Raw genomic sequence first — 14,596 nt, 5'->3', positions numbered from 1 at the left:
GTCGGGGGTCGTCGCGGGCTCGGGCGGCCGAGCCGTCAGCCCTCGCGGCGCAGCAGCGTGCCCGCGGGCTCGTCGGTCACCTCGGCACCGCGCAGCAGCGTGCGCCGCACGACGCCGGTCAGGTCGCGGCCCGCGTACGGGGTCACCGGGTTCTTGTGGTGCAGGCGGGCAGGCTCGACGACGAACGTCGCCTCCGGCGCGAACACCACGAGGTCCGCGTCCTTGCCCACCGCGATCGCGCCCTTGCGCTCGAGCCCGACGAGCCCCGCGGGCCCGGCCGACATCCACCGCACCACACGCTCGAGCGGGACGCCCCGGCGCCGCGCCTCGGTCCACACCACCGCGAGCCCGAGCTGCAGCGAGGCCACCCCGCCCCAGGCGGCGGCGAAGTCGCCGTCCACGGGCTCCTTGAGGTCGGCGGTCGCCGGGGAGTGGTCGGTCACGACGACGTCGATCACCCCGTCGAGCAGCCCCTGCCACAGGCGGTCCTGGTTGGCGGACTCGCGGATCGGCGGGCAGCACTTGTACGCCGTCGCGCCGTCCGGCACGTGGTCCGCGTCCAGCGACAGGTAGTGCGGGCAGGTCTCCACCGTGAGCCGCACGCCGTCGGCCCGGGCCGCGGCGATCAGCGGCAGCGAGTCCGCGTCGGACAGGTGCAGCACGTGCGCGCGGGCGCCCGTCGCACGGGCGGCGTCGACGACCGCGGCGATCGCGGTGGACTCCGCCGTCGCCGGCCGCGAGGCGAGGAAGTCGCTGTACCGGCGCCCCGGCGCCTGCGGGGCCCCCGAGAGCGCGCCCGGGTCCTCCGCGTGCACGATCATCAGGCCGTCGAAGGTCTTCAGCTCGGCGAGGTCCGCGCGCAGCTCGTCGGCCTCCAGGTGGCGGAACTCCGGCACCCCGGAGTCGGCCAGGAAGCACTTGAAGCCGAAGACGCCCTCGTCGTGCAGCGGCCGCAGGTCGGCCGTGTTGCCCGGCACCGCACCGCCCCAGAACCCGACGTCGACGAAAGCCTGCCCGGCGGCGCGCTCGCGCTTGACGTCGAGGTGCTCGACGGTCGTGGTGGGCGGCAGCGAGTTGAGCGGCATGTCGACGATGGTCGTGACGCCGCCCGCCGCGGCGGCGCGCGTCGCGGAGGCGAACCCCTCCCACTCGGTGCGGCCCGGCTCGTTGACGTGCACGTGCGAGTCGACGAGGCCCGGCAGCAGCACCTCGTCGTCGGCCAGCTCGACCACCTCGGCGCATCTCAGGCCCGTGCCGAGCGGCGCGACGGCGGCGACGCGGCCGCCCGAGACACCGACCTCGACGGCCCGCTCCCCCTCGGGGAGCACGGCGCGCGCGGCGCGGAGGACGAGGTCGAAGAGGCCGTCCGGCGTGGCGTCGTCGCCGGGGCCGGTCGTGGCGGCAGTGGTCATGCGTGCTCCCAGGAGGTAGAGGTCTCGGCGCCGGCGGCGTGGAGCGCGACCGGCGTCGGCAGATGGTCGGCGAGCCGCGGGGCGAGCGACTCCAGGAGGGGCCCGGCCTCGGCGATGCAGCGGCCGACGTCGGGTTCGACGTCCGTGAGCGCGTGCACCGCACCGAGCCCGGCGGCGGCGGCCTGCGCGGCGGTGAGGCCGCTGCGCCCGCACACCGCGACGGCGGGGACGCCGGCCGCGGCCGCGGCGGCCGCGACCCCGACCGGCGTCTTGCCGTGCAGGGACTGGGCGTCGAGGCTGCCCTCGCCGGTCACGACGAGGTCCACGCCCACGAGGCGGTCCGCGAAGCCCGTGAGCGCGAGCACCTCCTCGACGCCCGGCCGCCGCACCGCGCCCAGCAGCAGGCAGGCGAAACCCACCCCGCCGGCGGCCCCCGCGCCGGCCGCGGCCGCGTGGTCGCGCGCGCCCGTGACGCCCACGGTCGCCAGGACGTCGACCCAGGTCGCGAGGCCCAGCTCGAGCTCGGCCAGCGTCGCCGGGTCGGCACCCTTCTGAGGTCCGTACACCGCGGCCGCCCCGTGCTCGCCGAGCAGCGGGTTGTCCACGTCGCTCGCGAGGACGATCTCCGTCTCCGCGAGGGCCGGGTGCAGCCCGGCGAGGTCGACGTCCGTGATCTCGTGCAGGTGGCCGCCGCCGTCGGCGACGTCGCCCGCCCCGGAGGTGAGCCGGGCGCCCAGCGCGGCGAGCATCCCCGCGCCCCCGTCGGTGCTGGCCGAGCCGCCGACACCGACGACGATCTCCCGCGCCCCCGCGTCGAGCGCGTGGGCCACGAGCTCCCCCAGGCCACGCGACGTGGCCGCGAGCGCCGTCGCCCGGCCGGGCCGGACCATCGCGAGCCCGCTGACGGCCGCCATCTCGACGACGGCCGTCGTCCCGCGCCGGGCGTACCGGGTCGCGACCGGCTCCCCGAGGGGACCCGTCGCCACCAGGTCGACCGGCGTGCAGCCGGCGGCGAGGGCGGCCTCGAGGGTGCCCTCGCCGCCGTCGGCGACGGGGAGCTCGTCCGTGACGACGTCCGGCACCGCGCGGCGCAGGCCCGCCGCCAGGTGGGCGGCCACCTCGCCCGCGGACAGCGAGCCCTTGAACTTGTCAGGGGCCAGCAGCACGCGCGGCGCGCGGTCCGTCGTCGTCATCGTCCCTCCCCTTTCCTCGGTCGCCTCATGCCGTCGCCTCAGTCCATTCCGTCGTCGACCGAGTCTGCGGTTCCGCTCCGGGCGGGGTGCCTCGTCCCTCGCCCCCACCCTTCGCTGCACCTCCGCCTCAGTCGAGGAGCGCGATCGCGGTCGGCGAGTCCGCGGCGGAGATCGCCAGGTCCTCGAACTCGTTGACCCCGTTGAGCTCGGCGCCCATCGCGATGTTCGTGACGCGCTCGAGGATGACCTCGACCACGACCGGCACCTGCAGCTCGGCCGTCATGGCCTGAGCCTTCGCGAACGCGGCGCCCAGGTCCTCCGGGTCGGAGACCCGGATCGCCTTGCAGCCGAGCGCCTCGGCGACCTTGACGTGGTCGACGCCGTAGCCCTCGGGCTCGCCCTCGCTGCGGCCCATGTTGATGTTGTCGAACGCGAGGGACACGTGGAAGTCCATGTCGAACGCGCGCTGCGACTGGCGGATGAGGCCCAGGTAGGCGTTGTTCACCACGACGTGCACGTACGGCAGGTGGTGCTGGGCGCCCACGGCCAGCTCCTCCAGCATGAACTGGAAGTCGTAGTCCCCGGAGAGCGCGACGACGTTCCCGCCCGGGAGCGCGCGGGACACGCCCAGGGCAGCGGGTCCGGTCCAGCCCAGGGGGCCCGCCTGGCCGGCGTTGATCCAGTGCCGCGGGTGGTACGTGTGCAGCAGCTGGGCGCCGGCGATCTGCGACAGCCCGATGGTCGTGACGTAGACGGTGTCGCGGCCGAAGGCCTTGTTCATCTCCTCGTACACCCGCTGCGGCTTGATCGGCACCTCGGTGAAGTGCGTCTTGCGCTGCAGCGTGCCCTTGCGCTCCTGCGCGGAGGCGGCCCAGGCCGTGTAGTCCGGCACCCGGCCGGCGGCCCTGCGCTCGGCGGCGACCTCGAGCGCGGCGCGCAGGAACGCGCCCGCGTCGGACACCACGCCGTAGTCCGGCGCGAACACGCGGCCGATCTGCGTGGGCTCGATGTCGACGTGCACGAAGGTGCGGCCCTCGGTGTAGGTCTTCAGGCCGCCGGTGTGGCGGTTGGCCCACCGGTTGCCGACGCCGAGCACGAAGTCGGACTCCAGGAACGTCGCGTTGCCGTAGCGGTGCGACGTCTGGATGCCGACCATGCCCGCGGCCAGCGGGTGATCGTCGCCGATGGCGCCCCAGCCCATGAGCGTGGGCACCACGGGCACCCCGAGGGTCTCGGCCAGCTCCACCAGCTCGGCCTCGGCGCCGGCGTTGATGATGCCGCCGCCCGCGACGATCAGCGGGCGCTCCGCCGCCAGCAGCATGTCCAGGGCCGTGGCGACCTGCTCGCGCGTGGCATCCGGGCGCTCGACGGGCAGCGGCGCATACGTCTCGGGGTCGAAGTCGATCTCCGTCTGCTGGACGTCGATCGGCAGGTCGATCAGCACCGGGCCCGGCCGGCCCGAGCGCATCAGCTGGAACGCCTTGGCGAACACCCCCGGCACCTGCGAGGCCTCGAGCACCGTCCTGGCCATCTTGGTGACGGGCGCGGCGATCGACGCGATGTCGACGGCCTGGAAGTCCTCCTTGTCGAGCTTGGCCACCGGGGCCTGGCCCGTGAGGCACAGCATCGGGACCGAGTCGGCCCACGCGGCGTACAGGCCGGTGATCATGTCCGTGCCCGCCGGGCCGGACGTACCGATGCAGACGCCGATGTTGCCCCGCGCGGCACGCGAGTAGCCGTCGGCCATGTGCGACGCGCCCTCGACGTGCCGCGCGAGCACGTGGTGGATGCCGCCGTGCTGGCGCATGGCGTCGTAGAACGGGTTGATGGCGGCGCCGGGGAGGCCGAAAGCCTCCGTGGCGCCCTCCTTCGCCAGGATGGCGACCGCGGCGTCTACCGCGCGCATGCGGGGCATGGTGCTCTCCTTCGAGTCTGCTGGGGTGTCGGGTCTGTCGCGACCGTCAGTCGCGGCCGGACAGGCGCGCGACGGCGCGGAACAGGCCGGAGTGGTCCAGGTCGCCGTCGCCCGCGGCGCGGGCCGCGGCCATGAGCTGGGCGACGACGGCGCCGACCGGCGCCACCACGCCCTCCTCGCGGGCGGCCGAGGTGAAGATCCCCAGGTCCTTGTGGTGCAGGTCGATCCGGAAGCCCGGGGCGAACTCGCGGCCGAGGATCTTCTCGGCCTTCTGGTTCAGCACCGCGGAGCCGGCCAGCCCGCCGCCGAGGACCTTCACGGCCGCCTCGGTGTCGACGCCGTAGGCCTCGAGGAAGACGACGGCCTCGGCGAGCAGCGCGATGTTGCCCGCGACGATGAGCTGGTTGGCGGCCTTGACGGTCTGGCCGGAGCCGGACGGGCCGACGTGCACGATCGTCTTGCCCACGGCGTCGAAGACGTCCTGCGCCGCGGCGAAGTCCTCGGCCTCGCCGCCGACCATGATCGACAGGGCGGCGTTCTTGGCGCCCGCCTCGCCGCCGGAGACCGGCGCGTCGAGGTAGCGGAACCCGCCGGCACGCGCCTGCTCGGCGAGCGCGATGGTGACGTCCGGGCGGATCGAGGAGAAGTCGACGATCAGGGTGCCCGGCTGCGCGTTCACGAGGACGCCGTCGTCGCCCGTGAGGACGGCCTCGACGTCCGCCGAGTCGGGGACCATGACGGCCACCACGTCGGCGGCCTTGACCGCCTCGGCGACCGACGACGCGGCGGTGCCACCCGCCTCCACGAGGGGCTGGGCCTTGGCGGCCGTGCGGTTGTAGCCGACGACGGCGTGACCGGCGTCCTGCAGGTGGACGGCCATCGGGCTGCCCATGATGCCGAGGCCGATGAAGGCGATGGTGCTCATGCTGTCGTGTCCTTCCGGTGAGGTGTTGGGGTGTCGCTCTCGTCAGCGAGCGGTGTCTTCTGCCGCCCGAGTCTGCGACTTCGTTACGGGCGAGTGCCTCGTTCCTCGGCCCTCACCCTGCACTGCGTCTCCGCCTCAGGCGGAGCGCTCCTCGCGCGGCAGCCAGGCGAACGGGTGGACGTCGGCGGTCTTGTACTCGAGCCCGACCGGTCCGGCGTAGCCGGCGTCGCGCAGGTCACCGATCCAGCGCTGGATCGGCAGGTCGCCGCTGCCCGGGGCACCGCGCCCGGGGGCGTCGGCGACCTGCACGTGCGCGATGCGCTCGGCGTGGTTCTTCAGGTCGACGTCGACGTCTGCCCCGTTCACCGCGAGGTGGTAGACGTCGAACAGCAGGCCGAGGTTGGTCGCGTCGTGCTCGTCGCGCACCCGGTCGAGGACGGCGACGGCGTCGTCCGAGGTCTTGAGCGGGTAGGCGTCGGCACCCGAGACGGGCTCGAGCAGGACGGTGCCGCCGATGCGCTCGACGGCCTTCGCCGCGAGGGCCAGGCTCTCGGCCCCGAGCGCGTCCTGCGCGGCGGCGTCCTCGCCGGGCTGCCGGTTGCCGTACAGCGCGTTGAACGCGCGGCAGCCGGTGCGCTCGCCGATGCGCGCGACGACGTCGAGGTTGTCCCGCAGCTCGGCGGACCGGGCGGGCCAGGAGATCAGGCCGCGGTCGCCGCCGGGCATGTCGCCGGCGTTGAAGTTGAGCCCGGTGAGCTGGACGCCGGCGTCCGCGATCGCGCCGACGAACGCGTCGATCTCGTCGGCGGCCGGCGTCGACGACGCGAACGGCCACCAGAACTCGACGCCGTCGAAACCGGCGGCCTTGGCCGCCGCCGGGCGCTCGAGGAGCGGCAGGTCGGTCAGCAGGATCGAGCAGTTCACGGTGTAGGGGATCTGGTCCGCCATCGCTGACTCGCTTTCGCAATCTGGAAGTTCTGTTCCTTGTGGTGGAAACGCTACGCGGCTCGGTCCGCACGGTCAACCCCTCCGGGCGCCGACACGACGACGGCCCGGCAGGAGGTGTCCTCCTGCCGGGCCGTCGTGGGCCTGCCATCAGCACGGATGTCCCCGCCGCGGAGCTCAGTCCGCGGACGGCACCACCATCGCGGTGAGCTCGGCGGGCGTCAGCCCCGTCGCACCGGTGAGCTCGTCGGCCCCCAGGGCGCCGCAGTCGAGCCCGCGCTTGAGGTACCACGCGAGGGCCCGGGCGGTGGCCGGCTCGTCGAGGACGGCGCCCGAGACCTGGTTCACGTAGTCGTGCAGGCGCCGCGCGGCCGGCTCGAACCCGTCCCGGTAGAACGCGTACGTCGCCGCGAAGCGGCTCGGCAGCTGCGCGGGGTGCAGGTCCCATCCCTGGTAGAAACCGCGCTCGAGCGACCGGCGCACCAGCCGGCCGTGGTTGCGCCACGCCGCGCGCACCTGCGCGTCGTCACCCACCGGAAGCACGTTCGTCGAGCCGTCGGACAGGCGCACGCCCGTCCCGGCGGCCGCGAGCTGCATGACCTCCTTGGCGAGGTCGGCCGCGGGGTGCTCCATCGACTGGTAGGCGGCCGCGATGCCGAGCGACGCCGAGTAGTCGTAGGTGCCGTAGTGGAGGCCGCTCACCCGGCCGTCGCCGGCATGGATCATCCGTGCCACCGTCGCCGTCCCCGCGGCGTCCAGGATCGACTGCGGCGTCTCGACCTGGACCTCGAAGCGCAGCCGCCGGCCGGGCAGGCCCGTCGCCCGCTCGATCCGCTCGCAGACCGCGACCATCGCCTCGACCTGGGCCACGGCAGTGACCTTGGGCAGCGTGACGACGAGACCCTCCGGGAGGTCGCCCGATCGCGCCAGCGTGCTCAGGAACAGGTCGAGCGTGCGCAGCCCGCGGGCCCGGGTGGGCTTCTCGAAGCACTTGAACCGGATCCCGACGAACGGGGTCGCGCGACCGTCGTCGAGCTCGGTGCGCAGGGCCCGCGCCGCCGCGACGGTGACGGCGTCCTCGTCGGCGTCCGGATGGTCGCCGTACCCGTCCTCCAGGTCGATGCGCAGGTCCTCGATCGGCTCCGCAGCCAGCTTCGCCTCCACCCGCGCCGCGACGTCGTCGCGCAGGTCGGCCCGGACCGCTGCAGCGTCCAGCAGCGCGCCGACGCCCTGTGCCGCGAGCGCCTTGCGCGCCTGGGCGCCCCACTCCTCGGCGAGGCCGGCCGTGTAGCGGTGCGCGGGGACGTAGACGGTGTGCACCGGCTGGCGCGTGCCGTCGTCGCCGGGGTACGCCTCCTCCAGGTGCCGGTCGTGCGCCGCGAGTCGTCGTTCGACGTCGTCGAGGGTCGCCTGGTCGAGGGACGTGTCGAGGGAAGCGTCGAGGGACGTGTCGAGAGAGTCGCTCATCGCGCGGTCCCCGTCGCGGCGCCCGAGGCGGACCCGGTCTGCAGGGCGCGCCCGAGGTGCTCGGCCAGGTGCTCGGCGTCCTCGGCGCGTGCCGTGGACGCGGGCGTCTCCTTGATCCCCTCGACGCGCACCGCCTCGGCGACGGCCTCGGCCACCCGGTGGTCGAAGACGCCCGGGATGATGAACGCGGGGTTCAGCTCCTCGTCCCCGACGACCGACGCGATCGCCACGGCCGCGACACGCAGCATCTCGTCGGTGATCTGGGTGGCGCCCGCGTCGAGCAGCCCGCGGAACAGGCCCGGGAACGCCAGCACGTTGTTGATCTGGTTGGGGTAGTCGCTGCGGCCCGTCGCCACGACGGCCGCCGTCTCCCCCGCCGCGATCGGGTCGACCTCCGGCGTGGGGTTCGCCAGCGCGAAGACGATCGCCCCGTCGTTCATCCTGGCCACGTCGGCACCCGTGAGGATGTTGCCGGCCGAGACCCCGACGAAGACGTCGGCGCCCACGAGCACCTCCTGGAGCGAGCCGGCGGCCTCGGACGGGTTGGTGTTCTCGACGATCCACGTGCGGCTGGCGTCGCCGGCCGCCGACGACGTCGTGAGCGCCCCGTGGCGGTCGCAGCCGATGATGTCCCGCGCGCCCTGGGCGAGCAGCAGGCGGATGATCGCCGAGCCGGCCGCGCCGACGCCCGACACGACGATCCGCACGTCCCCGATCTTCTTGCCCGTGACCTTGAGGGCGTTGATCAGCGCGGCCAGCACGACGATCGCCGTGCCGTGCTGGTCGTCGTGGAAGACGGGGATGTCCAGCTCCTCGCGCAGGCGTCGCTCGATCTCGAAGCACCGCGGTGCGGAGATGTCCTCGAGGTTCACGCCCCCGAAGCCCGGGGCGATCGCCTTGACCGTGCGGATGATCTCCTCGGTGTCGGTGGTGTCCAGCGCGAGCGGCCAGGCGTCGACGTCGGCGAACTGCTTGAACAGCGCCGCCTTGCCCTCCATCACCGGCATGGCGGCTTCGGGGCCGATGTCGCCGAGTCCGAGCACGGCCGTGCCGTCGGTGACGACCGCGACCGTGTTGCGCTTGATCGTCAGGCGCCGGGCGTCCTCCTTGCGGTTCGCGATCGCCGTGCAGACCCGCGCGACACCCGGCGTGTAGGCCCGGGAGAGGTCGCGGCGGGTCTTGAGCGGCACCTTGGGCGTGACCGAGATCTTCCCGCCGAGGTGCATGAGGAAGGTCGAGTCCGACATCTTCAGCACGCGCACCCCGTCGAGGGCGTCGAGCGCCTCGACGATGCGCTCGCCGTGCTCCGCGTCGACGGTGTCGCACGTGACGTCGACGACGATCACGTCGGCGTGCGACTGGGCGATGTCGACGCCCATGACCGACGCTCCGGCGGTCGCGACCTCGTGGACGATCTCGCTCGTCGCACGCTGGGTCGCCGGCGCCTCGACGCGCAGGGTGATCGTGTAGCTCGGGCTGGGCATCGCCATGTCCGGGTGTCCTTTCGGGGATCTGCTGACAGTCAGTTTCGAGATGTGGAAAGATGCTTCTGGGAGCCGGTCGCGGCTCCCCCGCTGATCGGTACCGCTGATCACGGACATCGACCTGTGGGTGGCCGGCGTCGCGGCCGGCACGCGCTGAAGGGGGCATGACCATGGCGAACGGCCCGAGCGTCCAGTCCGTGGACCGGGCGATCGACCTGCTCGAGATCATGACGGACCTCGGCGGTGACGCCGGCCTGAGCGAGCTCGCCGCGGCTGCGGAGCTGCCGCTGCCGACGATCCACCGGCTCATGCGGACGCTGGTCGTGCGCGGGTACGCGCGCCAGCTGCCCTCCCGCCGGTACACGCTCGGGCCCCGCCTCATCCGTCTCGGCGAGAGCGCCGGGCGCCAGCTCGGCGCGAGCGCCCGCCCGCACCTCGAGCGGCTGGCGCGCGAGCTCGGCGAGACCGCCAACCTCGCGATGATCGACCGCGACATGGTCGTCTACGTCGCGCAGGCGGCGTCGTCCCACTCGATGCGGATGTTCACCGAGGTCGGGCGCCGCGTGTACTGCCACTGCACCGGCGTCGGCAAGATGGTGCTCTCCGAGCTCCCCGACACCACGGTCCGCGAGATCGTGGGCCGCGTCGGGATGCCGCCCGCCACCGACCTGTCCATCACGAACGTCGACGACCTCCTGGCGGAGATGGCCAAGATCCGCGAGCAGGGCCACGCGGTGGACGACGGCGAGCAGGAGATCGGGGTGCGCTGCTTCGCCGTCCCGGTCGAGGGGGCACCGACGCCGACCGCCCTGTCCGTCTCCGGGCCGGCCGCCCGCGTCACCTACGAGTTCGGTGAGCGCGCGCTCCCGCTCCTGCAGGACGCGGCGCGGGCGATCTCGACCGAGCTGCTCTCCGCGGGCTGACGCCCGGGCCGGGGCGGCGGTCCTCCCGCCGCCCCGGCCCCCGGCACAGGTCCCCCTGGTCACGCGTCCTTCGCTCCGGCACCCGCACCAAGGAGCACCGGGTGCTCCTCGGACGCCGTGGCGTCCCTGCGCGGCGCACCGACGGCAGCACGCGCACCGTCCCGGACCTGCAGCACGTCAGGCACCCCGTCGGCGTCCAGGTCGATCGCCGACACGCAGCCCGAACGCCGTCCGTGGCCGTGGCGCACCCGGGCGCGGACGTCCGCGTTGAGGCGCGCCCGGCGCTCCGCCTGCCGCTCGAGGTCCAGGCGCTCGAAGTACTCGTGCCGCCGCTGCTCCTGCTCCTCGGTGACGACGAGCCGGGCCGACGAGCCCGCCGTGAACACCGAGGGGTCGCGCCTGCGGCCCCACCGGAGCTCGTTGAACACCAGGTTGAGGAGCACGGCGACGACCGCCGCCGCAGCGATCCCCGAGTGGAAGATCATCCCCACCCACACCGGGAACTGGTCGTAGAAGTCGGGCACGGCGATCGGGATGATCCCGAAGCCGATCGCGACGGCGACGAGGGTGAGGTTCAGGTTGCCCTCGTACTCGACGCGCGACAGCGTGCGGATGCCCGAGACCGCGACCGATCCGAACAGCACGATGCCGGCGCCGCCGAGCACCGGCTCGGGGATCGCGGCGACGACCCGGCCGAGCACCGGGAACAGCCCCAGCACGAAGAGGACCGAGCCGCCCGCCGCGACGGCGAACCGCGACTTGATCCCCGTGATCGCGACCAGGCCCACGTTCTGGGCGAACGCGGACGCCGGGAACGAGTTCACCAGGGGCGCCAGGACCGTCGCCGCCATGTCGGCGCGGAGCCCGTCCGCGACCCGGCGCTCGTCCACCTCGGTGTCGAGCACCTCGCCGATCGCCACCAGGTCCGCCGTGGTCTCCGTCATGATGACGAGGATCACGATGGTCATCGAGATGATGGCACCGACCTGGAAGACGGGCGGCCCGAACGCGAACAGCTGCGGCAGCGCGAAGCTCGCGCCGGACCCGACCTCCGAGAAGTCCGCCATCCCCAGCGGCAGCGCGACGACGGTGCCGATGACCAGTCCGAACAGGATCGACAGCCGCGAGATGGTGCCCTGCAGGAACCTGCTGAGCAGCAGCACCACCACGAGCGTGCCGAGCGCGAGCATGACGTTGGGCACCGAGCCCCAGTCGGCGGCCTCCTCGTCCCCGCCCATCATCCAACCGGCCGCCGTGGGCAGCAGCGAGATCCCGATGACGGTGATGATCGTGCCGGTCACCACCGGCGGGAAGTAGCGCACGATCCGGGCGAAGAACGGCGTGATCGCCAGGCCGATCGCCCCGGCGACGAGGATGGAGCCGAAGACCGCGGGCAGGCCGCCGTCCCCGCTCGCGACCGCCACCATGGTCGAGACCGTGGCGAAGGAGATGCCCTGGACGAGCGGCAAGCGCGAGCCGAAGAACGGCAGGCCCAGCGTCTGCAGCGCCGTCGCCACACCGCTGACGAGCAGCGCGGCCGACACCAGGATGCCGATCTCCGTCCCGTTCAGGCCGGCGGCCTGGCCGACGATGATCGGGGGCGCGATGACGCCTCCGTACATCGTCATGATGTGCTGCAGGCCGTAGAGGAAGGTCTTGCCGACCGGGTACCGCTCGTCCTCGGGACGTTCGGCCGTCGCGGTCGCCGGGCTCGCCTGCGTCGTGGTGGTCGTCATGTCGATGCTCCTTCGGACCGACGGCGGGCGGGGCTCAGCAGAATCCGGTCACGGTCGCCCAGGCGCGCGGCTCCGACGCGGCGCCCTCGCGCTTCACCTCCCCCTCGATCTTCCCGTACGGCCGGTCGGCGACGTAGAAGACCTCGTTGGGGTTCTCCATCCCGAACGGCTCGAAGTCCACGAGGAAGTGGTGCAGGTTCGGCATCGAGAACTTGATCTCACCGATCTCGGGGTGCTCCTCGAGCACCCGCTTGCCCATCTGGTACAGCGTCTGCTGCAGAGCGAGCGAGTGCACGTCCGCGAAGGTCTCCAGGAGGATCCGGCGCACGTCGTCGTAGACGGCGTTGAAGTCGATGTCCAGGGACGTGTAGCGCCACCGCGCGGTCACCGACGTCGCGAGGATGCGGTCCGTCGTCTCCTGCAGGGTGGTGAAGCGGTCCCGGGGGAACCCGTGGAACTCCGACCCCGTCGACTTGAGGACCTTGAGGTCCTCCAGCCCGGACACCACGAAGACCTCGTCCCCCTCGCGCTGCACGATGGTGTTACGCGTCTCGGTGCCGCCCTTGACGAACGAGTGGTCGTGCTCGCCGTCCGTGACGTGGGTGGTCCGCGAGGACGGGATGTGCTCCCAGGTGTACTCCTTGACCTCCCAGCGACCGCCGGCCACCCAGTCGAAGCTCGACGTGAAGTGCTCGGAGAGCCGGATCGCGAACTCCTCGGGCGAGGGGATGCCGTCCTTGGCGAGCCCGAAGATCGTGTTCTTCTGCGTGTCGGTCGCGACGACCTTGCCCTGGTCACCCTCGATGTGCGCGGCGGAGAAGTCCCCCCGCAGCTGCGACGTCACCGAGAGCTCGGTGATCCGGTGGCGCGGCTGGTCGCGGTCGACCTTCATGACGCGGACCTCGGCCTTGCCGTACTGGTTGTCTCCCAGCACGATCGTGCCCGTGGTGGCCTGTGCGTCCGTGGCGGTGGCGGTCATCCTGCTAGCTCCTTTGATAGATCGTGCGCCGTGCCTGGGGTCGTCGACGACGACGGCCTCGGTACGTGGTGGGCGCCGGCCGCGGCAGCGGTGCCGCGGCGCGCGAGGTCGGGTGCGGCGTCAGCTTCCCCGGTAGGTCGAGTACGCGAACGGACTGAGCAGGCACGGCACGTGATAGTGGTCGCGGCCGGCCTCGACGAAGAAGTCGATGGTGACCGACGGGTAGAAGGTCTCGACGCCGCGAGCTGCGAAGTAGGCACCGGTCGCGAAGGTGACGCGGTAGGTGCCCGGCGCCAGCTCCTCGGGCCCGAGGTCGCGCACCCGGCCGTCGGTGTCCGTCCTGGCGGCGGCCAGCCGCTCGGCCGACTCCTCCGACACCCGCCACAGGGCGACGTCGATGCCCTCCGCCGGGCGCCCCGAGACGGCATCGAGGACGTGGGTGGTGACGTGGGACGTCATGAGAGCTCTCCCTCGAGTCGGAGGACCGCGATCTCGCGGAGCTGCTGGGCGGCGATCCGCCGTTCGGTGGCGGCGTCGTTCTGGAGTCGCTCCTCGAGCACGCGGAGGATCTCCTCTGCGCTCCGCCCGGCGGCCCTGATCAGGAACACGTGGCCGAACCGGTCCTCGTACCTACGGTTGCCGACCTGCAGCCGGCCCGCCACCGACGCGTCCGACGTGTCCACCCCGGCCTGCTCCTTTCGGGAGTGGTCGGAGTCCGCGTCGTCGCCCACCGGCTGCTCGCCGATGCGAGGATGCCGCGCGAGCGCCTCGTCGATCTCGGCATCGGTCCAGGGGTCCGCGGCACTCTCTGCCGCGGCCAGCGCCGCACCGACGTCCGCATAGGGGCGCCCGGCCACGATGTCGTCCGCCCACCGCCGGACGGCGGCGCACGACATCACCGTCGCCTGGGCAGTCGACCGATCCGCGGCGTTGAACGCCTCGAGCCCGCCACTCGTCATCGAGCGATCCTCCCACATCTTCCACCTACTGGAACTGCGTTTCCGTTCCGTGACAGTCTCGTCCGGTCCCGGGACCTCTGTCAAGTGCCGGTCGGCGCCTCGCGGGCACCCTCACGAGGCCCTCACACGCGCTCCCGCCCGCACGGACACGAACCAGGCTCACAGGTCGCGCGACGACACCAGAATGCCCCGTGATCCTCGACGGGAGGCGAACCGCGACCGGGTGCTCCCACCGTGCTCGACGCCGCCGTGCTGCGGGGTGGCTTGGCGGGATCGCATGCCTGTGTCGGCACCGCTTCTTCGACGGTGCGGACGTGTGGCGACGTGGCGGGCGAGGAGCTGCGCGGGTCCTCGGTATGCGAAAGGGTGCGGGTATGCGAAAGGCCCACCCCCGGGGTCAGGGGTGGGCCTTTCGTGAATGGGTGTTCGGCGGCGTCCTACTCTCCCACCCCCTCTCGAGGGCAGTACCATCGGCGCTGAAGGGCTGAGCTTCCGGGTTCGGGATGGGACCGGGCGTTTCCCCTTCGCTATGACCGCCGTAACTTTATCGAGTTATCCAGGCACCCCTTGGCACACCCGTGGGGGTGTGGTGAGGGGTGGTGCCCGTTTCTCGGGAACCGCACAGTGGACGCGTGCATGCTATTCGCACAACCCGTTG

At 72.8% G+C, this 14,596-nt stretch carries 12 protein-coding genes and 1 rRNA gene; 1 reads left to right on the top strand and 12 read right to left on the bottom strand.

Going from position 1 to position 14,596, the window contains the following annotated elements:
* Positions 1 to 35: 35 nt before the first annotated feature.
* The 7 genes from allB to IEW03_RS04270 all read right to left on the bottom strand — a co-directional run bounded on the left by allB (position 36) and on the right by IEW03_RS04270 (position 9,347).
* Complete coding sequence (gene allB, locus IEW03_RS04300; protein WP_188522440.1) at positions 36 to 1,412, bottom strand: allantoinase AllB; 1,377 nt, start codon at positions 1,410 to 1,412, stop codon at positions 36 to 38.
* On the bottom strand, positions 1,409 to 2,605 hold the full coding sequence (locus tag IEW03_RS04295; RefSeq protein WP_188522439.1) for a glycerate kinase: 1,197 nt from the start codon (positions 2,603 to 2,605) through the stop codon (positions 1,409 to 1,411). Before IEW03_RS04295 ends, allB begins: the two co-directional genes overlap by 4 nt.
* A 127-nt stretch (positions 2,606 to 2,732) precedes the next feature.
* A complete protein-coding gene (gcl, locus tag IEW03_RS04290; protein ID WP_188522438.1) occupies positions 2,733 to 4,520 on the bottom strand; it encodes a glyoxylate carboligase in 1,788 nt (595 codons plus the stop codon).
* A gap of 46 nt (positions 4,521 to 4,566) precedes the next feature.
* Positions 4,567 to 5,445, bottom strand: coding sequence for a 2-hydroxy-3-oxopropionate reductase (locus IEW03_RS04285; RefSeq protein ID WP_188522437.1), 879 nt, complete (start codon positions 5,443 to 5,445; stop codon positions 4,567 to 4,569).
* Positions 5,446 to 5,580: 135 nt separating this feature from the next.
* A complete protein-coding gene (locus IEW03_RS04280; protein ID WP_229737609.1) occupies positions 5,581 to 6,381 on the bottom strand; it encodes a hydroxypyruvate isomerase family protein in 801 nt (266 codons plus the stop codon).
* 186 nt (positions 6,382 to 6,567) lie between these two features.
* Positions 6,568 to 7,857: a DUF6986 family protein gene (locus tag IEW03_RS04275; RefSeq protein WP_188522435.1), complete on the bottom strand. Its 1,290-nt coding sequence runs from the start codon at positions 7,855 to 7,857 to the stop codon at positions 6,568 to 6,570.
* A complete protein-coding gene (locus IEW03_RS04270; protein ID WP_188522434.1) occupies positions 7,854 to 9,347 on the bottom strand; it encodes an NAD-dependent malic enzyme in 1,494 nt (497 codons plus the stop codon). The genes IEW03_RS04275 and IEW03_RS04270 overlap by 4 nt, the downstream gene beginning before the upstream one ends.
* A gap of 158 nt (positions 9,348 to 9,505) precedes the next feature.
* On the opposite strand from IEW03_RS04270, the gene IEW03_RS04265 reads away from it, so the two are divergent.
* Entirely contained in the window at positions 9,506 to 10,264 is a 759-nt protein-coding gene (locus IEW03_RS04265) for an IclR family transcriptional regulator (protein WP_188522433.1), read from the top strand.
* Between the two features lie 59 nt (positions 10,265 to 10,323).
* On the opposite strand, the gene IEW03_RS04260 is transcribed toward IEW03_RS04265, so the two are convergent.
* The 5 genes from IEW03_RS04260 to rrf all read right to left on the bottom strand — a co-directional run bounded on the left by IEW03_RS04260 (position 10,324) and on the right by rrf (position 14,479).
* Entirely contained in the window at positions 10,324 to 12,000 is a 1,677-nt protein-coding gene (locus IEW03_RS04260) for a nucleobase:cation symporter-2 family protein (RefSeq protein WP_188522432.1), read from the bottom strand.
* 34 nt (positions 12,001 to 12,034) lie between these two features.
* On the bottom strand, positions 12,035 to 12,979 hold the full coding sequence (gene pucL, locus IEW03_RS04255; RefSeq protein WP_188522431.1) for a factor-independent urate hydroxylase: 945 nt from the start codon (positions 12,977 to 12,979) through the stop codon (positions 12,035 to 12,037).
* 120 nt (positions 12,980 to 13,099) lie between these two features.
* Positions 13,100 to 13,438 carry a hydroxyisourate hydrolase gene (uraH, locus tag IEW03_RS04250; protein WP_188522430.1) on the bottom strand — a complete coding sequence of 113 codons (339 nt, stop codon included), beginning with the start codon at positions 13,436 to 13,438 and terminating at the stop codon, positions 13,100 to 13,102.
* Entirely contained in the window at positions 13,435 to 14,022 is a 588-nt protein-coding gene (uraD, locus tag IEW03_RS04245) for a 2-oxo-4-hydroxy-4-carboxy-5-ureidoimidazoline decarboxylase (RefSeq protein ID WP_229737440.1), read from the bottom strand. The genes uraH and uraD overlap by 4 nt, the downstream gene beginning before the upstream one ends.
* A 340-nt stretch (positions 14,023 to 14,362) precedes the next feature.
* Positions 14,363 to 14,479, bottom strand: a 5S ribosomal RNA gene (gene rrf, locus IEW03_RS04240).
* Positions 14,480 to 14,596: the final 117 nt, after the last annotated feature.

Origin of the sequence: Isoptericola cucumis, from assembly GCF_014635665.1 — a bacterium.
GTDB lineage: Bacteria > Actinomycetota > Actinomycetes > Actinomycetales > Cellulomonadaceae > Isoptericola > Isoptericola cucumis.
The sequence above is the reverse complement of the archived record's forward strand: the minus strand, read 5'-3'. Positions and strand labels throughout refer to the sequence as shown.